At 69.4% G+C, this 21,505-nt stretch carries 18 protein-coding genes; 14 read left to right on the top strand and 4 right to left on the bottom strand.

Annotation, left to right across the window (positions count from 1 at the left end):
- Nucleotides 1–29: 29 nt before the first annotated feature.
- From MFF22_RS13275 to MFF22_RS13240, 8 genes are all read left to right on the top strand, one after another.
- On the top strand, nt 30–950 hold the full coding sequence (locus MFF22_RS13275; RefSeq protein ID WP_238249446.1) for a D-alanine--D-alanine ligase: 921 nt from the start codon (nt 30–32) through the stop codon (nt 948–950).
- Complete coding sequence (locus MFF22_RS13270) at nt 917–1,879, top strand: cell division protein FtsQ/DivIB (protein WP_238249445.1); 963 nt, start codon at nt 917–919, stop codon at nt 1,877–1,879. The genes MFF22_RS13275 and MFF22_RS13270 overlap by 34 nt, the downstream gene beginning before the upstream one ends.
- Before the next feature lie 59 nt (nt 1,880–1,938).
- A complete protein-coding gene (gene ftsA, locus MFF22_RS13265) occupies nt 1,939–3,261 on the top strand; it encodes a cell division protein FtsA (RefSeq protein WP_238249444.1) in 1,323 nt (440 codons plus the stop codon).
- Nucleotides 3,262–3,459: 198 nt separating this feature from the next.
- The gene (gene ftsZ / locus MFF22_RS13260) at nt 3,460–5,223 is read left to right on the top strand and encodes a cell division protein FtsZ (protein WP_238249443.1); all 1,764 of its coding nucleotides are present in this window, start codon (nt 3,460–3,462) and stop codon (nt 5,221–5,223) included.
- Nucleotides 5,224–5,616: 393 nt separating this feature from the next.
- Entirely contained in the window at nt 5,617–6,561 is a 945-nt protein-coding gene (gene lpxC, locus MFF22_RS13255; RefSeq protein ID WP_238249442.1) for a UDP-3-O-acyl-N-acetylglucosamine deacetylase, read from the top strand.
- A gap of 207 nt (nt 6,562–6,768) precedes the next feature.
- The gene (locus MFF22_RS13250) at nt 6,769–7,650 is read left to right on the top strand and encodes an outer membrane protein assembly factor BamD (protein WP_238249441.1); all 882 of its coding nucleotides are present in this window, start codon (nt 6,769–6,771) and stop codon (nt 7,648–7,650) included.
- 248 nt (nt 7,651–7,898) lie between these two features.
- Nucleotides 7,899–9,566, top strand: a complete 1,668-nt coding sequence (gene recN, locus MFF22_RS13245; protein WP_238249440.1) for a DNA repair protein RecN — start codon at nt 7,899–7,901, stop codon at nt 9,564–9,566.
- A gap of 180 nt (nt 9,567–9,746) precedes the next feature.
- Nucleotides 9,747–9,944 carry a hypothetical protein gene (locus tag MFF22_RS13240; RefSeq protein WP_238249439.1) on the top strand — a complete coding sequence of 66 codons (198 nt, stop codon included), beginning with the start codon at nt 9,747–9,749 and terminating at the stop codon, nt 9,942–9,944.
- A gap of 22 nt (nt 9,945–9,966) precedes the next feature.
- On the opposite strand, the gene MFF22_RS13235 is transcribed toward MFF22_RS13240, so the two are convergent.
- Complete coding sequence (locus tag MFF22_RS13235) at nt 9,967–10,212, bottom strand: hypothetical protein (protein ID WP_238249438.1); 246 nt, start codon at nt 10,210–10,212, stop codon at nt 9,967–9,969.
- Between the two features lie 308 nt (nt 10,213–10,520).
- Here MFF22_RS13235 and pstS point away from each other — a divergent pair, with 308 nt between their 5' ends.
- From pstS to phoB, 6 genes are all read left to right on the top strand, one after another.
- Nucleotides 10,521–11,561, top strand: a complete 1,041-nt coding sequence (pstS, locus tag MFF22_RS13230) for a phosphate ABC transporter substrate-binding protein PstS (protein ID WP_238249437.1) — start codon at nt 10,521–10,523, stop codon at nt 11,559–11,561.
- Between the two features lie 85 nt (nt 11,562–11,646).
- The gene (pstC, locus tag MFF22_RS13225) at nt 11,647–12,621 is read left to right on the top strand and encodes a phosphate ABC transporter permease subunit PstC (protein ID WP_238249436.1); all 975 of its coding nucleotides are present in this window, start codon (nt 11,647–11,649) and stop codon (nt 12,619–12,621) included.
- Nucleotides 12,622–12,635: 14 nt separating this feature from the next.
- Nucleotides 12,636–13,523, top strand: coding sequence for a phosphate ABC transporter permease PstA (gene pstA, locus MFF22_RS13220; RefSeq protein WP_238249435.1), 888 nt, complete (start codon nt 12,636–12,638; stop codon nt 13,521–13,523).
- 54 nt (nt 13,524–13,577) lie between these two features.
- Nucleotides 13,578–14,375, top strand: a complete 798-nt coding sequence (gene pstB, locus MFF22_RS13215) for a phosphate ABC transporter ATP-binding protein PstB (RefSeq protein WP_238249460.1) — start codon at nt 13,578–13,580, stop codon at nt 14,373–14,375.
- 135 nt (nt 14,376–14,510) lie between these two features.
- Nucleotides 14,511–15,224: a phosphate signaling complex protein PhoU gene (gene phoU, locus MFF22_RS13210; RefSeq protein ID WP_238249434.1), complete on the top strand. Its 714-nt coding sequence runs from the start codon at nt 14,511–14,513 to the stop codon at nt 15,222–15,224.
- Nucleotides 15,225–15,490: 266 nt separating this feature from the next.
- Nucleotides 15,491–16,186 (top strand): phosphate regulon transcriptional regulator PhoB, encoded by a 696-nt coding sequence (phoB, locus tag MFF22_RS13205; protein WP_238249433.1) that lies wholly within the window; start codon nt 15,491–15,493, stop codon nt 16,184–16,186.
- Between the two features lie 194 nt (nt 16,187–16,380).
- On the opposite strand, the gene MFF22_RS13200 is transcribed toward phoB, so the two are convergent.
- The 3 genes from MFF22_RS13200 to MFF22_RS13190 form a co-directional block, all read right to left on the bottom strand.
- The gene (locus MFF22_RS13200; protein ID WP_238249432.1) at nt 16,381–18,549 is read right to left on the bottom strand and encodes a protein-disulfide reductase DsbD family protein; all 2,169 of its coding nucleotides are present in this window, start codon (nt 18,547–18,549) and stop codon (nt 16,381–16,383) included.
- Nucleotides 18,550–18,673: 124 nt separating this feature from the next.
- Complete coding sequence (locus tag MFF22_RS13195) at nt 18,674–20,497, bottom strand: aminopeptidase P family protein (RefSeq protein WP_238249431.1); 1,824 nt, start codon at nt 20,495–20,497, stop codon at nt 18,674–18,676.
- A 66-nt stretch (nt 20,498–20,563) separates the two neighbouring features.
- On the bottom strand, nt 20,564–21,496 hold the full coding sequence (locus tag MFF22_RS13190; protein WP_238249430.1) for a 50S ribosomal protein L11 methyltransferase: 933 nt from the start codon (nt 21,494–21,496) through the stop codon (nt 20,564–20,566).
- Nucleotides 21,497–21,505: the final 9 nt, after the last annotated feature.

Below are 21,505 nucleotides of genomic sequence, written 5' to 3'. Positions count from 1 at the left end.
TTCACCCGAACACGACCGGAGCCAGCCCCATGACCCGCCACGTCGCCGTCCTGATGGGCGGATCCTCCTCCGAACGGGAGGTCTCCCTGAATTCCGGCAAGGCCTGCGCCGACGCCCTGGAAGGGGAAGGGTTCAAGGTCACGCGAATCGATGTCGGGGCCGACATCGCCTCGGTCCTCACCGCGCTCCGGCCGGACGTGGCGTTCAACGCCCTCCACGGGCCGGATGGCGAGGACGGCACCATCCAGGGCCTCCTGGAAATCCTGAAGATATCCTACACCCATTCCGGCGTCCTCGCCTCGGCGCTCGCCATGAACAAGGAGCGCGCCAAGACGGTGATGCGCGCCGCCGGAGTCGACGTGCCCGGGGGCATGGTCGTTAACCGGTTGGAGGCCGCCGCCCATCACGTCCTCCCGCCCCCCTACGTGATCAAGCCCATCGCCGAAGGGTCGTCGATGGGTGTGATCATCGTGCGCGACGGACGTTCGCATCCGCCCCAGATCCTTGCCTCCGACGAATGGCATTTCGGCGAGCAAGTCCTTGCCGAACCTTACATTGCCGGCCGCGAGCTGACCTGCGGAGTGATGGGCGACAAGCCCCTCGGCGTCATCGAGGTGAAGGCGACGACCGAGTGGTACGATTACGACGCGAAGTATGCGCCGGGGGGCTCCATCCATGTCCTCCCGGCAGAACTTAAACCAAATGTTTACCAGCGCGTCCAAGAGTTGGCGTTAACGGCGCATGAAGCGCTGGGCTGTCGGGGCGTCAGCCGTGCCGACCTTCGCTACGACGACACGCCGGGTGGAACCGGCGCGCTGGTCGTGCTGGAGGTCAACACGCAACCCGGCATGACCCAGACGAGCCTTGTGCCGGATATGGCGGCCCATGCGGGCCTGAGTTTCGGTGAGCTCGTCCGATGGATGGTGGAGGACGCTTCCCTGAATCGCTGAACCCGGGCACCGCCCGGGCTGCGGGTGCCTATGCGCGGCCTGCGGGCGGTTCGTTCTGGCGGTTCGCCGCCCGCTTCCCCTCCCGGGCCCTCTCGGTGCGCCGGGTCCGCTCCGGCCAACCCCTCGTCGGCCGTCTGCCCCGGGGGACGGGGATCGTCGGCGTTTCGGCCGCCCTCGCGGCCCTGTCCCTGGCGGGCTTCGTCGCCAGCGGGCGGTACGAGGCGTTCACGGCGGAGCAGGGACGTCCCATGGACGTCATCGCCCGCTTCTGCGGGTTCGGCGTCAAGCGGGTGACGATCACCGGCATCTCGCGGATGTACGAGCGCGAGGTCCTGGCCGCCGCAGGGATCGATTGGCGGTCCTCCGTCCCCTTCCTCGACGTGAACGAGGCACGGGAGAAGCTCCTGCGGGTTCCGCTCATCGCCCAGGCCTCGGTGCGCAAGATCTATCCCAACGACATCGCCATCACGCAGGTCGAGCGGGAGCCCGCCGCCCTGTGGCAGAAGGACGGCGTCATCAACGTCATCGCCGCGGACGGCACGGTGATCGACGCCATGCGGGACGACCGCTACGCGAGCCTGCCCCTCGTGGTGGGCGACAACGCCAACGCCAAACTGCCCGAATACCTCGCCCTGGTCGCCGCCGCCGGCCCCCTGGCGGACCGGATCAAGGCGGGCACCTATGTGTCGGGCCGTCGCTGGACTCTCAAGCTCGACGGCGTCGACGTGCGCCTGCCCGAGGAAGACCCGGCCGGAGCCCTCGCCCGCCTCGTGCGGCTGGAGCGCAAGGACGGAGTCCTGGAGAAGGACATCATCGCGGTCGACCTGCGCATGGCCGACCGGATCGTGGTGCGCCTGACCGAGGAGGCCGCGGCCGCCCGTGCCGAGGCTCAGCAGAAGCAACAGAAGAAGCCGGGGGCGCCGACATGATCCCCTGCGTCGCGCCATCCTTCCCCGCCCGTCCCGCCTTTCGCGTCCGGTAGCGTTTCATGCACAGCCAACACGGCCTCACGCCGCGTCTGAAGCCGCTCTCGGCCCGCCGCTCGACGATCCTCTCGGTCCTCGACATCGGGACGAGCAAGGTGGTCTGCCTGATCGCGGAACTGCAGCCCGCCGAGGCGCTCTCGACCCTGCGCGGGCGCACCCACCTCGCGCGGATCATCGGCATCGGCCATCAGCGCTCCCTGGGGCTGAAGGGCGGCGCCATCGTCGATCTCGAGGCGGCCGAGGGCTCGATCCGGCAAGCGGTCCACGCGGCCGAGCGCATGGCCAAAGTCGAGGTCCAGTCGGTCATCGTCAATATGTCCGGCGGTCGCCTCGCCTCGCAGCACTTCCAGGCGCGGGTGAACGTGCGTTCCGGCAGCGTCACCGGCTCGGACGTGGAGCGGGTGTTGGAGACGGCGAGCGCCCACGGCGTCAGCCCCGGCCGGGCCGTCCTGCACGCCCTTCCCACCGGCTATGCCCTGGACGGGCAGGGGGCGGTGATCGACCCCTCGGGCATGATCGGCGAGGCGCTCGGCGTGGATCTCCACGTCGTCACCACCGAACTCGCCGCCGCCCGCAACGTCATGCTGGCGATCGAGCATTGCCACCTGGGCGTCGAGGCGGTGATCGCCACGCCCTACGCCGCCGGCCTCTCGGCCCTCGTGGACGACGAGGCGGAGATGGGCGTTTGCGTCGTGGACATGGGCGGCGGCACGACCAGCGTCGGCGTGTTCTCGGGCGGCCACTTGGTCCATTGCGATGCGGTGGCGGTGGGCGGCCACCACGTCACCATGGACATCGCCCGGGGCCTCTCCACCCGGGTCGCGGCCGCCGAGCGGCTCAAGACCCTCTACGGCTCGGCCCTGTCCACGCCCTCCGACGAGCGCGACATGATCGCGGTCCACGGGGTCGGCGAGGACGAGGGCGACGCCCCGGCCCACATCCCGCGCTCGCAGCTGGTGCGGATCATCAAGCCCCGGGTCGAGGAGGTGGTGGAGCTGGTGCGCGACCGCCTGCGCAACGCCGGCTTCGCCGCCCAGGCCGGACGCCGGGTCGTGCTCACGGGCGGGGCGAGCCAGCTCGTCGGCCTGCCCGAAGTCGCCCGCAGGGTGATGCAGGGGCAGGTCCGGATCGGGCGGCCCCTCGGGATCCGCGGCCTGCCCGAGGCGGCCAAGGGACCGGCTTTCTCCGCGGCGGTCGGCCTGCTCGTCTACCCGCAGGTCGCCCACGCCGAGTACTTCGAGCCGCGCGGGCACGGTGCCTTCGCCGCCACAGGCACCGACAGGTACATCCCGCGGGTCGTCCGCTGGATCAGAGAAAGTTTCTAGAGCGTTTTCTGTAATCCCCGGACCACAGAAACCGCTCTAGTCCATTGTTTTTGCCGCATTTTCTGGCGCCGAACCGGCGTCCACTTCGGCGGAAAATGCTCTAAGGCTTCGCGCCCCGCAGGGGGCGCGGCGCCCGAACCGGAAAGCCGGCGCCGCGAGGCGCCAATCGACAGCGAAGTTCAGCAGAGGCTCGACACCATGGCCATCTCCCTCCAGGCGCCGGACATCCGGGAACTCAAGCCCCGCATCACCGTGTTCGGCGTCGGCGGCGCCGGCGGCAACGCGGTCAACAACATGATCGAGTCCGGCCTTCTCGGCTGCGAATTCGTGGTGGCCAACACCGATGCCCAGGCGCTGACCTCCTCGAAGGCCGAGCGCGTGATCCAGATGGGTCTCAACGTGACCCAGGGTCTCGGCGCCGGCTCGCATCCGGAGGTCGGCTCCGCCGCCGCCGACGAGGTCATCGACGAGATCCGCGACCAGCTCTCGGGCGCCCACATGTGCTTCATCACCGCCGGCATGGGCGGCGGCACCGGCACCGGCGCGGCGCCGGTCATCGCCCGGGCGGCCCGGGACATGGGCATCCTCACCGTCGGCGTCGTGACCAAGCCGTTCCAGTTCGAGGGCGTGCGCCGGATGCGCACGGCCGAGTCCGGCATCCAGGAACTCCAGGCGGCGGTCGACACCCTGATCGTGATCCCGAACCAGAACCTGTTCCGGGTCGCCAACGAGAAGACCACCTTCGCCGACGCCTTCGCCATGGCCGACCAGGTGCTCTACTCGGGCGTGGCCTGCATCACCGACCTGATGGTCAAGGAAGGCCTCATCAACCTCGACTTCGCCGACGTCCGGGCGATCATGCGCGGCATGGGCAAGGCGATGATGGGCACTGGCGAGGCGTCCGGCGAGAAGCGCGCCAACCGCGCCGCCGAGGCCGCCATCGCCAACCCGCTCCTCGACGACGTCTCCATGAAGGGGGCCCGCGGCCTGCTGATCTCCATCACCGGCGGCTCGGACCTGACCCTCTACGAACTGGACGAGGCCGCGACCCGCATCCGCGAGGAGGTCGATCAGGACGCCAACATCATCCTGGGCGCCACCTTCGACGAGAGCCTCGACGGCATCATCCGCGTGTCCGTGGTCGCCACGGGCATCGAGCCGGCCCTGATCTCCGCGAACTCGACCAACAACCCGGTCGTCGCCGAGACCGAGCAGCGCATCGCCGAAGTCGCCGAGCGCCTGCGCGCCGAGGCCCGGGCCCGGGCGGCCTCGCCGGTGCCGAGCATCCGCACGGAGGCCGCGGCCCCCGCCGCGGCCCCCGCGCCGATCCAGCAGGCTCCCGCCGCGCCCCTCGCCACCGCCCCCATGGCCCCGGCCGGCGAGCCGCGGACCGAGATGCGCGCCGAGCCGATGCCAGTCGCGAACCGGGACGACGTCCTCCTGGCCCAGGTCCAGCCCCGGGCGGCGGCGCCGTTCGTCCCGGCCCCCGCCGCGCCGCGGATCGAGCCCGCGCCGCAGCTCCACAACGGCCCGTTCGTGCCGCCGCGTCCCGAGGCGCCCGCCGGCGCCCCGTCCCTGGCCCGCGCCCCGCGGATGCCGCAAATCCACGAGCTGCCGCCCATCGCCCAGACCCAGCTGATGGCGAACCGCACCGCCGAGGATTCGGCGCCGGAATCCAAGCGGACCTCCCTGCTGCGGCGGCTCGCCACCGTGGGCTTCGGCGGTCGTCGTGAGGACGAGGGCGTGGCTCCGGCGCGGCCGACCGCGCCTCCGGCTCCCCCGGCCCCGGCCTCCTATCAGCCGCAGCTGCCCCCGGCCCCCCGGGCGCCCATGCCCCAGGCCCCGCAGTACCGGCCGGCCCAGGGAAGCCTCGACGGCCAGGGTCGGTCCCTGCCGCAGGCGCGGATGATGGACGACGACCAGCTCGAGATCCCGGCCTTCCTCCGCCGCCAGGCGAACTGACCGCCCGAACGTCACCGAGACTATTCAACCTCACGTTGTGCAACTCTTCGGAGGGGCACGGCGTGGGGTTTGTCGTATTGACGTTGTACCTGTGCAAATGATGTATCGCCGCCACAGATCCGCCCAGGATCCGCCGCGCGTTAACCTTTTTTTAACCCGTTGGACAGGCTGCACTTTATCGGTTTGCGGATCCGGCGCAGCTTGTAACACGCGGTAAGAATCCGTGATTTGGCTGGCCTGCACAGCGCGGCTATAGCTAATCCCGCAAGAACGAGTGTGCCGCGGGGATACAACCTGTCAGCGGCGTCAGGGGCATCAAGCAGCGGACGGATCGAAGCGCGCGCCATCTCCACCACGGATTGGCGAAGCCGGATTGCGGCCGAGGGCTCAGGAATGCGAACGAACAATCAGACCACCCTCAAGGCGGCAGCGACGCTCTCGGGCGTAGGTGTCCACTCCGGGAACCCCGCCTCCCTCACCATCCGTCCAGCCCCCGCCAACCACGGCATCGCCTTCCTCCGCACCGGTACCCCCCTCGGCAACGACCGCCTCATCAAGGCCCACCACGCCCTAGTTTCCGCCACCGAACTCTGCACCGTCATCGGTGACGTCGAGACCGGGGCCGTTGCCACCATCGAACATCTGATGTCCGCCCTGTTCGGCCTGGGCGTCGACAATGCCCTCGTCGAAATCGACGGGCCCGAGCTTCCCATCCTCGACGGTTCGGCCAAGCTCTTCGTGGAGGCGATCGACCGGGTCGGCCTCACCACCTGTGCCGCTCCCAAACGCTGGCTGAAGGTCCTGCGCCCCGTGCGGATCGAAGTGGGCCGCGCCTTCGCCGAGCTTCGCCCCATCGACCGGGGCTTCCGCCTCGACGTGGAGATCGATTTCGACAACCCGGTGATCGGACGCTCGCGGAAGGCCATGGACCTCTCGCCGGCGTCCTATCGCCGGGACGTCGCGGACGCCCGCACCTTCGGCATGATGAAGGACGTGGAGCGCTACTGGAAGGCGGGCTTCGCCCTTGGCGCCTCCCTCGAGAACACCGTCGCCGTGGGCGAGAACGGTGTGGTCAACCCGGAGGGCCTGCGCTTCGCGGACGAGTTCGTCCGCCACAAGATCCTCGACGCCGTGGGCGACCTCGCCCTGGCGGGTCTGCCGATCCAGGGGGCGTACCGCTCCTATTGTGGCGGCCACCGCATGAATGTCGGCGTGCTCTCCGCCCTGTTCTCGGACCGGGCCAACTACGCCATCGTCGAAGCGGCCGGCAGCCGCCAGGGCACCCTCGTCGATCTCGGGGCGAGCATTGGGCTCGCGGCCTTCGTCGCCGACGTCTGAGAGGCCTCCGGCGCCCACGGGTTGTGTCCGGCGGACCACACCTCCGCTCCAATGCGCGCCGCCTCACCATCGCCGCTTTCACGCCCGAATCGAGCGTCACGGTTTAACCGCCCGTAAATGGCGGGCACGGCTCCCCGGAGCCGGAGACCACCACGGGTTGGCATCCCGGCGGCGTTAACCGCTCCGGGTGGGGGAAAGAGCGCGAGAATGCCTGTCACCATTCGTCATCGCGGCCTCACGGCTCTGGCGGCCCCGCTCGTGGCCGTGCTGGGCCTGGGCCTCGGCGGCTGCGACTTCGATCCCACCGGGATCTTCGCCGAGAAATACAAGCCGGAGGTCGTGCCGGATGTCCCCGCCGACAAGCTCTATAGCGAGGGCTTGGCGAAGATGGAGGACAGCGACTACGAGGGTGCTGTCAAGAAGTTCGACAGCCTCGACAAGCAGTACCAGTATTCCGACTGGTCGCGGAAGGCGCTGCTGATGACCGCCTACGCGAATTACGAAGGCCAGAAGTACGACGACGCGATCAACGCCTCGAAACTGTACCTTCAGCGGCATCCGTCGAGCAAGGACGCGGCCTACGCGCAGTATCTTATCGCGATGTCGAACTACAAGCAGATCCCGGATATCACCCGCGACCAGGACCGCTCCGAGAAGGCCCTTGTCGCCCTCCAGGAGCTCGTCCAGCGCTATCCGACCTCCGAATATGCGGCGGATGCCAAGGCCAAGATCCAGATCACCCGCGACCAGCTTGCGGGCAAGGAGATGGAAATCGGCCGCTACTACCTCGAGAAGCGCAACTTCCCGGCGGCGATCAACCGGTTCCGCGATGTGGTCTCCAAGTATCAGACCACTCGCCATGCCGAGGAGGCCCTTGAGCGCCTGACCGAGGCCTATTGGGCCCTCGGCATCCCGCAGGAGGCGCAGAATGCTGCCGCGGTGCTGGGCCACAACTTCCCAGACTCGCCCTGGTACAAGGATGCCCACGCGCTCCTGGCCAGCAACGGCCTCGAGCCGCGGGAGGAGAAGACCTCGTTCCTGTCCAAGGCCTTCCGCTCGATCACCGGGCGCACCGCCTCGGCGGAGTAAGCGGCCCGGCCCCCCACGTCGTCATTGCGAGCATAGCGAAGCAATCCAGGGCCGCGGGCCGTCTCAAGACGGGGCGCATCCCTGGATTGCTTATTTGCGCTCGCAATGACGAGGGTGGTACGCGGGCGCCCTCCGGGCCGCCGCCCAAATTTTCAGGTGAATCGCGCCCCCGCCCGGCTTATGTGTGCTCTCCGTTCCCGGGGAATGCCCCGGGTCCCTCTTCGTCCCCTGGGATCCCCCGCCGCAGCATGCTCGCGCAGCTCGCGATCCGCGACATCGTTCTGATCGACAAGCTTGAGCTGAATTTCCGCGAGGGTCTCAGCGTCCTGACCGGCGAGACCGGCGCGGGCAAGTCGATCCTGCTCGACGCCTTCGCGCTGGCCCTGGGGGGACGGGGCGACGGACGCCTCGTGCGCTCCGGCGAGTCCCAGGGCGGGGTGACGGCGGTGTTCGACGTGCCCCTGGATCATCCGGCCCGCCGCATCGCCGCCGAGGCCGAGCTCGATACCGAGGGCGACCTGATCCTGCGCCGGACCCAGATGTCGGACGGGCGCACCCGCGCCTTCGTCAACGATCAGGCGGTGGGCGTGCAGGTGTTGCGGGCCATCGGCGCGGCCCTTGTGGAAATCCACGGCCAGCACGACGACCGGGCTCTGGCGGATCCCGCGTCGCACCGGGCGATCCTCGATGCGTTCGGTGGCCTTCAGGCGCAGGTGGCCCGGGTCGCGGCGGCCTCCCGGGCCCTGCGCACCGCCCGCACGGCCTTCATGGACCACCGGGAGAGGGTCGAGACCGCCCGCCGGGAGGCGGATTTCCTGCGCCATGCCGTCGAGGAACTCGGCGACCTCGCTCCTCAGCCGGGGGAGGAGGCGAGCCTCGCCGAGCGTCGCACGGTGATGCAGCAATCGGAGAAGGTGGCCCGGGAGCTGAACGAGGCACTGGACGCCGCCGGGGGCCCCCACTCCGCCGTCCCCCATCTCTCCGCGGCGCTGCGCAAGCTGGAACGGCGGGCGTCCCTGCTTCCGGTCCTGATCGAGCCCTGCATCGGCGCCCTGGACGCGGCCCTCGTCGCCCTCGACGAGGCACGGGCGGCCATCGAGGCGGCGACCGCAGAGGCCGAGTTCGATCCCCGCGAATTGGAACGTGTGGAGGAGCGCCTGTTCGCCCTCCGCGCCGCGGCGCGGAAATACAATGTCGCCGCCGACGACCTCGCGGATCTCGCGGGGCGCTTTTCCGCGGATGTGGCGGCCATCGATGCCGGAGAGGCCGAACTCGCCGTCCTCGCGGCCGCGCAGGAAAAAGCCGAGGCCGCCTATGCCGCCGCAGCGGAGACCCTGAGCGCCGGACGCCGGAAGGCCGCGCGCCGGCTCGATGCGGCGGTGCAGGCCGAATTGCCGCCCCTGAAACTGGAGCGGGCCCGGTTCATCACCGAAATCGCCACCGATCCTGCCTCCCGCGACGCGGCGGGGATCGACCGGGTCGAATTCTGGGCTCAGACCAATCCCGGAACCAAGCCGGGCCCGATGATGCGGGTTGCCTCCGGCGGTGAGCTATCCCGGTTCATGCTGGCCTTGAAGGTCGTCCTGGCCGACCGGGGCTCGGCCCCGACCCTGATCTTCGACGAGATCGACACCGGCGTGGGGGGCGCCGTCGCGGATGCCATCGGCCTTCGCCTCGCCCGCCTCGCCGACACGGTGCAGGTAATCGCCGTCACCCACGCACCGCAGGTGGCGGCGCGGGCGGCCACCCACCTGCTGATCGCCAAGGCACCGGTGAAGGGCGCCGGACGGGTCGCGACCCGTGTTTCGACCCTTCCGGTGGAGGACCGCCGGGAAGAGATCGCCCGCATGCTCGCCGGCGCCACGGTGACCGACGAGGCCCGCGCCGCCGCCGCCCGGCTTCTGCAGGGCGCCTGACAGGCCCCGAAAAGCACGAAAACCTCCACCGCACCGGTCCACGCCGAGTCGGATCGCCGCAGGGGAGGGATTAAGCTTAACGATAGGTTGACGGTAACGGTCGATTAACCAACTCATGCGATGAAAGTAATCGCGCCGGCCATCCTATGGTCGAGCCGGTTGTGGGTGTGGGAGAAGACCATGATCCGGACGGTCGCCGAGACGGGAACGCCCTCAGCCTCCGCGAAATCGGGAACGGGGATCGATACCGGGCACCTTGGGCAGACCCTGCGCAGGGTCTACGAGGGCAGCATCGACACCCAGCCGATTCCCGATTCGCAGATCGACCTGCTCCTTCGCCTGCGCCACAAGGAACGGGACCGTCGTCAGTCCCTCTGAGCGGACGGGCCGGTCGCCTTCGTCACCACCGCCGTGCCCCAGGTTGGCGGCCATACTCCGCCGCCCTGATCCGCGTGAGAACCCGATCGAGGTTCACCAGCAGCTCGGCCTCTTCCCGCTGGGCGTCCCCGGCTTCGGCCGGGCTCTTCGCGAAACGCCGCCGGGCCTGACAAAGGGCCAGGGCGCGCTCCACCTCTTCTCGCTCCGCATGCAGGGCGAGCCAGGCCGCATCCGGGCCCTCGCCCTCTTCCGCCGGCCACCTCGCCACTGTGCGAATCCTCTTCCTGGCTGTCCCGGCGCCCCTCCGCATCCGGGGCAATAGGGTATCAACGCCGTAGGGAGCGATCCCGTGCCATGGCCGGTCCACCGGGATCACCGGCCCCCGGCCCGAAGGCGGATCGAATCGAAAAATCAGATTCTTAGGGCCGCCGGACAGGGGCCGCGAAACCCTCGTGTCATCGCCCTGTCATAGGACCGTCGTACCGCCCCGAGCGCCGGCCGGGCCAGTTGGCCCAGTGGACATGCGCCGCACCGACCTCGTCATGTCGGCGCACCCCGACCGAGACGGAGACATCCTTGAGACCCTTCGCTTACGCGCTCGCCATCGGCCTCGCGACGGCCCAGATCGCCTCTGCAGCTTTGGCTGCCGACATCACGGGAGCGGGGGCGACCTTCCCCTTCCCGGTCTACTCCAAGTGGGCCGAAGCCTATCGCAAGGATACGGGCACGGGCCTGAACTATCAGTCGATCGGTTCTGGCGGCGGCATCAAGCAGATCCAGGCCAAGACTGTCGATTTCGGCGCCACCGACGCTCCGCTCAAGGGTGAGCAGCTCGGCAAGGACGGCCTCGTGCAGTTCCCGACCGTCATGGGCGGTGTCGTGACCGTGGTGAACATCCCCGGCATCGAGGCGGGCAAGCTCAAGCTGACCGGCGACGTGATCGCCGACATCTACGCCGGCAAGATCTCCAAGTGGACCGATCCGCGGATCGCCAAGCTCAACGACGGCGTGAAGCTCCCCGACGCCAACATCACCCCGGTCTACCGCTCGGACGCGTCGGGCACGACCAACATCTTCACCACCTACCTCTCCCAGGTCTCCGAGCCTTGGAAGAAGGATTTCGGTGCGGCCACCACCGTGTCCTGGCCCGTCGGGCAGGGCGGCAAGGGCAACGAAGGCGTGACCGCGACGGTGAAGCAGGTGCCGAACTCCATCGGCTACGTCGAGTTCGCCTACGCGAAGCAGAACAAGCTCGCCTACGCCCTTATCCAGAACAAGGACGGCAAGTTCCCCGAGCCGACCGACAAGGCGTTCCAGGCGGCCGCCGCCAGCGCCGACTGGAAGGCCGCCCCGGGCTTCGGCATCTCGCTCACCAACGAGCCGGGCGCCGATTCCTGGCCGATCACCGCCGCCACCTTCATCCTGGTCCACAAGGATCCGGCTGATCCGGCTAAGGCCGCGGAAGTCTTCAAGTTCTTCGATTGGGCCTACAAGAACGGCGACAAGCTCGCCACGGACCTCGACTATGTCCCCCTGCCGGACAACGTCGTCGGGCTGATCCACGAGGAGTGGAAAACGGTCAAGGGTAAGGACGGAAAGCCCGTCTTCAACATGTAAATTGTCGGGGGGAGGGGGCTCTGACCCCCTCCCTCGCAATGCGGCACGGGTCGCGATAACAGTGACCGACCATAGAGAAACGCGGATGCCCGCCTTGACGCAGTCCATCGCCCTCGCCGAGCAGCGTAGCGCCGTGCGAAAGGGCCCGAGCCGCGGCCTCGATGCGGTCTTCCGTGGCTGCTCCTATGCGGCGGCGATCCTGGTCCTTCTGGTCCTGGCCGGCATCCTGGGTTCGATCATCTACGGCGGCTGGCCCGCCTTCCAAGAATTCGGCTTCGGCTTCCTCACGTCCAGTGCCTGGAATATCGGCACCGAGCAGTATGGCGCCCTCGTCGCCGTCCTCGGCACCGTCGCCTCCGCCGTCCTCGCGCTGCTGATCGGCGTGCCGGTCTCCCTGGGCATTGCCATCTTCCTCACGCAGCTCTGCCCCGGTTGGGCGCGCAAGCCGGTCGCCATGACGATCGAGCTGCTCGCCGCCGTCCCGAGCATCATCTACGGGATGTGGGGCCTGTTCGTGTTCGCGCCGCTCTTCGCACGCTTCGTGCAGATCCCGGTCTCGAACCTCGTGGAAGGCATGCCGATCCTGGGCACCCTTCTCTATGCCCGCGTCCCCTCGGGCGTCGGCATCTTCACTGCCGGCATCATCCTGGCGATCATGATCGTGCCGTTCATCGCCTCGATCGCCCGGGACATGCTGGAGCAGATCCCCACTGTCCTGCGGGAGAGCGCCTACGGGATCGGCTGCACGACCTGGGAGGTGGTGCGCCACGTGCTGGTGCCGCAGGCCGCCGTGTCGATCATCGGGGCGATCATGCTGGGCCTCGGACGCGCCCTCGGCGAAACGATGGCCGTGACCTTCGTGGTCGGCAACGCCAACCGGCTCTCGGCCTCGATCTTCGATCCGTCCTCGACCATCGCGTCGCGGATCGCCAACGAATTCAACGAGGCGGACGGCCTGCAGCTCAACGCTCTGATGGCGCTCGGCTGCATCCTGTTCGTCATCACGTTCATCGTCCTGATCATCGCGCGGCTGCTCACCCGCCGCGTCCGGGCCGCCTGAGGAGCCTCGCCGTCATGGACGCCGCCAACACCCTCGCGACGCTTCAGACCCGGGAGAGCCGGGTCCGCCCCGGCCGGCGCATCGCCGACCGGCTCCTCAAGGTCTCGTGCCTCATGGCCACGGTGGTTGGCGCGATCGTCCTCGGCTCGATCCTGCTGATGCTGATCATCCAGGGCGTCCGCGGCTTCAGCCCGAACCTGTTCACCCAACCGACCCCCGGGCCCGGCTCGGAGGGGGGCGGGATCGCCAACGCCATCCTCGGCAGCCTCATCCTGACCACGATCGGGATCGTGGTGGCGACCCCCATCGGGGTGATGGCGGGAACCTATCTGGCGGAATACGGCCGGCATTCGAAGCTCGCCGACGTCATCCGCTTCCTCAATGACATCCTGCTCTCGGCGCCCTCGATCCTGATCGGTCTGTTCGTCTACACCCTGATGGTGCGGCCGATGGGGACCTATTCCGGCTGGGCCGGCGGCGTGGCCCTGGCGATCATCGCCGTGCCGGTGATCGTCCGTACCACCGAGGACATGCTCCGGCTCGTGCCGGGCACCCTGCGGGAGGCGGGAGCGGCCCTGGGCGCGCCGCCCTCGATCGTGATCACCAGCGTGACGTGGCGGGCCGCCTCCGCCGGTATCGTCACCGGCATCATCCTGGCCCTGGCTCGGATCGCCGGCGAGACGGCGCCCCTGCTCTTCACTGCCCTGAACAACAATTCGTGGTTCTCCTCCGACCTCATGGGCGGCGTGGCGAACCTGCCCGTGATGATCTACCAATTCGCTCTCTCGCCCTATCCCAACTGGCAGGGCCTGGCCTGGGCCGGAGCGCTCCTGATCACCGGGACAATCCTGGCCCTGTCGATCGTCGCCCGCTTGGTGATCAAGCCTCAGCGCGCCCGCTAAGGGCGTGACGTTCGCATCCCACACGAGGACATGACGATGAACGCCGCCTCCGCGATGCCTGCCGGAGACCTGAACCGGGGGAACCCTTCCACGGGCCGCGCCGTGCGCATCGCCGTCCGGAACCTCAACTTCTATTACGGGGCCTTCCACGGCCTGAAGAACGTCGACATCGATTTCTACGACCGGCAGGTCACGGCCCTGATCGGCCCGTCGGGCTGCGGGAAGTCGACCCTGCTGCGCACCTTCAACCGCATCTACAGCCTCTATCCGGAGCAGCGGGCAGAGGGCGAGATTCTGCTGGACGGCAAGAACGTCCTCGATCCGAACCTGGACCTGAACGAGCTGCGCTCGCGGATCGGCATGGTGTTCCAGAAGCCCACGCCGTTCCCGATGTCGATCTACGACAACGTGGCTTTCGGCCTGCGCCTCTACGAGAAGTTGCCGAAATCCGAACTCGACGGGCGCGTGGAGGAATCCCTGCGCAAGTCCGCCCTGTGGGACGAAGTGAAGGACAAGCTCAAGCAGCCCGGCACCGGCCTGTCCGGCGGCCAGCAGCAGCGGCTGTGCATCGCCCGCACGGTGGCGCAGAAGCCGGAGGTGATCCTATTCGACGAGCCGACCTCGGCCCTCGACCCGATCTCGACGGGCCGCATCGAGGAGCTGATGGAGCAGTTACGGGACGAGTTCACCATCGTGATCGTCACCCACAACATGCAGCAGGCGGCGCGCATCTCGCAGTACACGGCCTTCATGTATCTCGGCGAGCTGGTGGAATTCGGTCAGACCGACCGGATCTTCATGAACCCGACCGAGCGGCGCACACAGGATTACATCACCGGACGGTTCGGCTAGAGCATTTTCCGCCGAAGTGGACGCCGGTTCGGCGTTAGAAAATGCGGCCAAAGCAATGGTCTAGAGCATTTTCTGTGATCCAAGGATTACAGAAAATGCTCTAGATGTCGCGACACAGACTGAGCGGAGCCCATCATGCCCGGCCACATCGTCTCGTCCTATGACACGGACCTGGAAGATCTGCGCCGGCAGATATCCGAGATGGGCGGAGTCGCGGAGAAGATGACCGGCGAGGCGACCCTCGCTCTGGCCCGGCAGGACGAGAGCCTCGCCCAGGCCGTCATCCTCGCCGACAAGCGTCTCGATGCCCTCCAGCGGGAGATCGAGGAGAAGGCTGTCCTGCTCATCGCCAAGCGTCAGCCGATGGCGGTGGACCTGCGTGAGACCATCTCCGCCATCCGCGTTTCCGGCGACCTCGAACGGATCGGCGACCTCGCCAAGAACGTGGCCAAGCGCGTCACCGCCATCGCCGACCAGTCGCCCGCCCAGAAGATCGTGCTCGGCGTGCGCCACATGAGCGACCTCGCCGAGGGCCAGCTCAAGGACGTGCTCGACGCCTATGCCAGCGCCGACCTCAAGGCGGCCCATGACGTCTGGGAACGGGACGGCGAAATCGACGCCCTGTACAACTCGCTGTTCCGCGAGCTCCTGACATACATGATGGAAGATCCGCGCAACATCTCGTTCTGCACGCATCTGCTGTTCTGTGCGAAGAACGTCGAGCGAATCGGGGATCACACGACCAACATCGCCGAGACGATCCATTATCTCGCCACCGGCGAGATCTTCATGGGCGACCGACCGAAGAACGATTCCTCGAACTATGCAACCGTCGCGCCGGGGGCCTGACGCGCGTCCGACAGGATCGCCGCGGGGACGCGCCGCGCGCGACGGGCGCGAGGCCGGCAGAGGCGCGGCAATGGTCCTGAGCCGGGCGGCACAGGACCCTACCGCCTCGCCTGCGGCGACCGTGGCGGTGCGGATGTGGGCACCGGAAAGTCTCTGTTGATGGCGGGGCCGACCGGCTTCAGTCCGGCCACGCCCCGTATCAGCGTTGCCCAATCCCCTCGGCCGCGTCCGGCTGGGGCAAATCGGCGTGGAATGGACCATCGGCCATGCGTGTCCTGATCGTCGAGGACGAAGAGGCGCTCTCGACCCTCCTGCGGTACAACCTCGAGGCGGAGGGCTTCTCGGTCGATGCCGCCGCCCGCGGCGACGACGCCGAACTCTTGCTCGCCGAGCGTACCCCGGACCTCGTGCTGCTGGACTGGATGCTGCCGGGCCTTTCGGGGATCGAGCTGTGCCGCCGGATCCGGGCCCGCCGCGAGACCGAGCGGCTGCCGGTGATCATGCTGACGGCCCGGGGTGAAGAGGGCGACCGGGTCCGCGGCCTCGGCACGGGCGCGGACGACTACATCGTCAAGCCGTTCTCGGTGCCGGAGCTGCTGGCCCGGGTCCGGGCCCTCCTGCGCCGGGCCAAGCCGGCCCATGTGGCGGACCGGCTGGCCGCGGGCGATATCGAGCTGGACCGGACCGGGCATCGCGTCCGGCGCGGGGGGACCGAGCTCCACCTCGGGCCGACGGAGTTCCGGCTTCTCGAATTCCTGATGCTCAGCCCCGGCCGGGTCTTCTCCCGGGAACAGCTCCTCGACGGGGTCTGGGGCCACGATGTCTACATCGACGAGCGCACGGTGGACGTCCATGTCGGGCGCCTGCGCAAAGCCCTGAACGGCCCCCGCCAGACCGACCCGATCCGCACCGTGCGCGGCTCGGGCTATGCCTTCGACGAGACCTTCTCCCTGGAGCCATGACGCCGTCGGCCGTGGCCGCGGCGGTGTCTAGAGCATCTTCCGGGAAACTTGGACCACGTCATCACGACGGTCGTTGTGAGCGAAGCGTAGCAAGCCAGGGATCCGCTCAGTTCTGAGATGTCCCGCTGCCCTGGATTGCTTCGCTCCGCTCGCAATGACGGAAAGCATGCGATCCAAAGATTTCCGAAACCGTTCTAGCGGTCGAGTGCGGCGCTGCGCCCCCGGTCGGGGAGGGCGGCGAGGGCATCGAGGACGGTGCCTTCGGTGAGGATCTGCGGGAGAACCCGGGGCGCCCCGCCATCGGCGTAGAGGAGGTAGAGGGGCACGCCGCTGCGGCCGTGCTCCTCCAGCAGGCGGGTGATCTCGGGGTTCTGGTTGGTCCAGTCTCCCTTGAGGGAGGCGACGCCCTTGGCCCGCATCGCCGCCAGCACCGCGGGCCGGGAGAGGGAGGTGGCCTCGTTGACGGCGCAGGTGATGCACCACGCCGCCGTCAGGTTCACGAAGACCGGCCGCTTGGCCTCCAGCAATGCGTCGAGCCGCGTGCGGCTGAAGGGCTCGATCCCATCGGCGGCCTGCGCCTGTCCGGGGATGACAGGCTGATGCGCGAGGCCGAGGCCCAGGGTCGCCACGGCGATGAGGGCGAGGCCGGCGAGACCCTGGAAGATCCGTTCGCCGAAGGGCGTCGCGGCGCGGCTGCGCTCCCAGGCCCAGGCGGCGAAGCCCACGAGCACGACGCCGATCAGCGCGGCGAACAGCCCCCGCGCATCGACCTGCTGCGCCAGGATCCAGATCAGCCACGCCGCCGTCGCGTAGACGGGGAAGGCCAGGGCTTGTTTCAGGACCTCCATCCAGGCCCCCGGTCGGGGCAGGATCCGCAGGGCGGAGGGCCACACCGTCAACGCCAGGAATGGTAGCGCGAGCCCGAGGCCCAGGGCGGCGAAGACGCTGAGGGCCACGGGCGCACTCTGCGTCAGGGCGAAGCCCACGGCCGCGCCCATGAAGGGCGCGGTGCAGGGTGTCGCGACCAGGGTGGCGAGCACCCCGGTGAAGAACGATCCCGGCAGGCCCGACCGGCGGGCGAGGCCATCCCCGATACCGGCGAATCGGCCCCCGAGGGAGAAAACGCCGGACAGGCTCAGGCCCACTGCCACAAGGAGATAGGCAAGGGCCGCCACGACCGGCGGCGACTGCAGTTGAAAGCCCCATCCGAGGCTCGCCCCGCCGCCCTTCAGGGCGATCAGCAGTGCCGCGAGACCCAGGAAGCTCGCGAGCACGCCAGCCGTGTAGGCGAGGCCGTGCAGGCGCACCCGCGACCGGCTCTCGCCGGACTGGCGGACGAGTCCGAGCAGCTTGATGGAGAGGACCGGGAAGACGCAGGGCATCAGGTTGAGGATGAGCCCCCCGAGCAAGGCGAGGCCGATGGCCGCCAGCAGGGTCGGCTGATCCGCGACGGGAGCGGAGACGGGAGTGGGTGGCGCCTGCGTGCGGAAGGGTGCCGCGGCGGGGGCCGGGGAAGGCGCTCCGACAGGCTCGTCACCATAGGAGAAGGCGAGACGGACGGTGCCGTTGCCGGTCTCCTCCTCCACCGTCAGCACGCCGGGGAGGGAGGTGGGGGCGGCCTTGTCGTCCCCCCGGGCCAAGGTGAGATGCAGCCCGGACGCATCGATGCTCATCACCTGTTCGGCGGCATTGTCGATGGCGGTCTCGGCATAGGGGAAATAAGCCGCGGACTTGATCGTCTCGGGCTTGAGGCCCGCCGCGGCGAAGTCGAGGCGCAGCCGGTCGCCCTGGCTCGACAGGTTGAGCGGCCAGACCGGGGCGACGGGCAGGGCCGCCCGCGCCCGGGCGAACAGGGCGACGTTGTCCGGGTCGGGCTTGGGATCGCCCACGGGCAGGGTGATCTGCAGGTCGGCCGAGCCCGGCACGCATTCCGTCTCGCAGACGAGGTAGGTTAGCTTGCCGGCGATCCGCACCGGGTCGGCGGGGTCCAGGCTCGGCGGCGGCGTGACGGGGATGAGGAGCGTCACCTCATCCTCGTAGCCGTAGTTCATGAGCGTGGCGATCGGGATCCGGTGGGGCGCGGGCCAGCGCATCCCCCCCGTGCCGAAGCCCGCGGGCATGGTCCAGGTCACTTCGGGGGGCAGGCCGGAATCGCCGGGATTGCGCCAGTAGACGTGCCAGCCGGCCTTCAGCCGCATGTGGATGGCGAGGGTGAAGGGCGTGCCCCCCGCCACGGCCGCCGGCTCGGCCAGGAGGCTCGCCTGCACGAGATCCGCGGGGGTGCGGAAGCCCTGCGCCGGGCTTTGGGCCATCGCCGGGCCGAGGCCGAGGCAGGCGAGGATCAGGAGCAGACGGACGATCATACGGGGCTCTTCGCGCCGGGAGGCCGGAAGTTTCTCCCCGGCCCCAGCGGCTTTTACGGGGCGGGGAGCCCAGGACCAAGCGGTCACCTCGCCTCGCCCTCCCTCAACCCGGGAAATCGGGCGCTCAGCCCTCGAGCGGGGCCGTCGCCTCGTCTAGCCAAGCGGCCGTGGGCCCATCCACCAGGGGCGACAGGGCCTCCCGGACGCGGGCATGGTAGCCATCGATCCAGGCGCGCTCGCTCGCGTCGAGCAGGGAGGCATCGATCAGCCGCCGGTCGTAGGGAACGAGGGTCAGGGTCTCGAAGCCGAGCACCGGCCGCTCGCCCCCCGGAACCGTCCGGGGCTCCACGAGGACGAGGTTCTCGATGCGGATGCCGTAGCGGCCGGTGGCGTAGTAGCCGGGCTCGTTCGAGAGGATCATCCCCGGTTCCAGGGCCACGGTGCCGGTCTTGGCGATGCGCTGCGGCCCCTCGTGCACGGAGAGGAAGGCCCCGACCCCGTGGCCGGTACCGTGGTCGAAGTCGAGGCCGGCCCGCCACAGGGGCGCCCGGGCGAAGGCGTCGATCTGGGCGCCCGTCGTGCCCCTGGGGAAGACCGCCCGGGAGATGGCGACATGGCCCTGGAGCACCCGCGTGTAGCGGTCGCGCATCTCCTGGGTCGGCGCGCCGATGGCGAGGGTGCGGGTGATGTCGGTGGTGCCGTCCGGGTACTGGGCACCGGAATCGACCAGGAAGAGTTCGCCCTGCCGCACCGGGCGGTCGGTCTCGCGGGTGACCCGGTAGTGGACGACGGCGCCGTTGGGGCCGGAACCGGAGATGGTGGGGAAGGAGACGTCGCGAAGGTCCCCGCCCGCCGCGCGGAAATCCTCGAGCGCTTCCACCGCCGCGATCTCGGTGAGGTCGCCCGCGGCCGCCCGCCCGTCGAGCCACGCGAGGAAGCGCACCACGCTTGCCCCGTCGCGCAGATGCGCGGCCCGGGTGCCGGCGATCTCGGCGCCGTTCTTCACCGCCTTCATGGCGGTGATCGGATCCTTGCCGACATCCACCGTGCCGCCCGCGGCCTCGACCCGGTCCTTCAGGGCCGCGGTCCCCGTCGCCCCGTCGAGGCGCACCCGGGCGCCGGCCAGGGAGGCGATTCCCTCGTCGAGATCGGCCCGCGGCGCGACCTCCGCGATGGGGTCCAGGGCGGCGCGCAGGGCGGGGTCGATGTCGCCGGAGGTGAGGAACAGCCGGGCGCGGCCCTCCCGCGGCAGGATCGCGTAGCCGAGGGCGAGGGGTGTGTGGCCGATATCGCCGCCGCGCAGGTTGAAGGCCCAGGCGAGGTTATGCGGGTCCGAGATCACGAGGGCATCGCAGGAATCGGCCTCCAGCGCCGCCCGCACCCGCGCGAGCTTGTCCGCCGCCGCCTCGCCCGCCAGGGCCTCGGGATGGGCCACGACCCGGCCGGCGGGGGGCTTCGGGCGCCCGGCCCAGCAGGCATCGATCGGGTTCTCGGGCAGGGCGCGCAGGCTGCCGCCGGCCTTCGCCGCCGCCCGCTCCAGGCGGCTCACCCCATCGGGCGTGTGCAGCCACGGGTCGTAGCCCAACACCCGGTCCCGGCCGAGATGCTCGGCGAGCCACGCCTCCGGCGACTTGTCCGACAGCGGCACGACGGTTACCAGCCCGGTATCGACCTGGGCAGGCGCCTGGAGGGTGTAGCGCCCATCCACCACGAGGGCGGCGGAGTCGTTCAGGATCACGGCGGTCCCCGCCGATCCGGTGAAGCCGGTGAGCCACGCGAGGCGCTCGGCATTGGCCGGCACGTATTCCGACTGGTGCTCGTCGGCCCGGGGCACCACGAACCCATCGACCCCGATTTCCCTCAGGGCGGCGCGCAGGGCGGCGATACGCTCCGGTCCCTTACGGTGGCCCGGATCGTCGAAGGTCTGGAAGCGGCGGCGTTCGGTCATGGCGGGAGCCTAGCGCCCGCAACGCCCGGGCGGCAACGGCCCATTCGGCCATTTGGCCGGATGTCGTCACCGGGCGCGCGTCGCCATCGCCCGCGGCGCGGCGCCACCCCGGCGCAGGACGAGATGCACCCAGCCCTCGATCGTCCCCCGCCGGACGAGGGCGAAGCCCTGGTGACGGTAGGCGGAGAGGACGCCGGGCACGTCCCGCTCGATCAGGCCGGACAGGATCAGCGTCCCGCCCCCGGCCACGACGGCGGTCAGGCTCGGCGCGAGCAGCCGCAGGGGCTTGGCGAGGATGTTGGCGAAGACGAGGTCGAAATGGCGGGGCCGGGCGGCCATGCGGTGGCGGGTGCCGGCGGCGTGGTAGAGCTTGAGCCAGGGCCCGAGGCCGTTGAGGCGGGCATTCTCCCGGGCGGTGGTCACGGCCTCGCCGTCGAGGTCTCCCGCCACCACCGGTTGGCGCAGGTCCCTGGCGGCGGCGAAGGCGAGGATGCCCGTGCCGGTGCCGACGTCGAGGACATGGCGCGGCCGGCGGCGCTTGCGCTCGGCGACGAGGGCCTGGAGGCAGCCCAGGGTGGTGCCGTGATGGCCGGTGCCGAAGGCCAGCGCCGCCTCGATCTCGATGGCGAGGTCGTTGGTCCGCCGCGCATCCCGGTCGTGGGCGCCGTGAATCAGGAAACGGCCGGCTCGGACGGGCTTCAGCCCCTCCAGGGAGGCGCGCACCCAATCCTGCTCGGCGATGGTGCGGAACTCGGCTTCGTCCGCCTGGGGCCCGATCACAGGGCGGATCAGGTCGCGGACGAATTGCTCGTCCGGCGAATCGGCGAAATAGGCTTCGAGCCGCCACGTCTTCCCGTCCTCATCCTCGAAGGCGGCCACGGCCGTCTCGGTCGGATCGAACATCTCCCCGAGCAGATCCGTCATCGCCCGCGCCGACCGTTCGTCGGTGTCCAGGCGCAGGACGTGGGTCGGTCGGTGGGGTGGCAGGCCTTCGAGCATGGTCGCCGT

It is taken from the genome of Methylobacterium persicinum (assembly GCF_022179525.1).
GTDB classification, from domain to species: domain Bacteria; phylum Pseudomonadota; class Alphaproteobacteria; order Rhizobiales; family Beijerinckiaceae; genus Methylobacterium; species Methylobacterium persicinum.
This window is presented reverse-complemented; position numbering and strand designations above follow the sequence as displayed.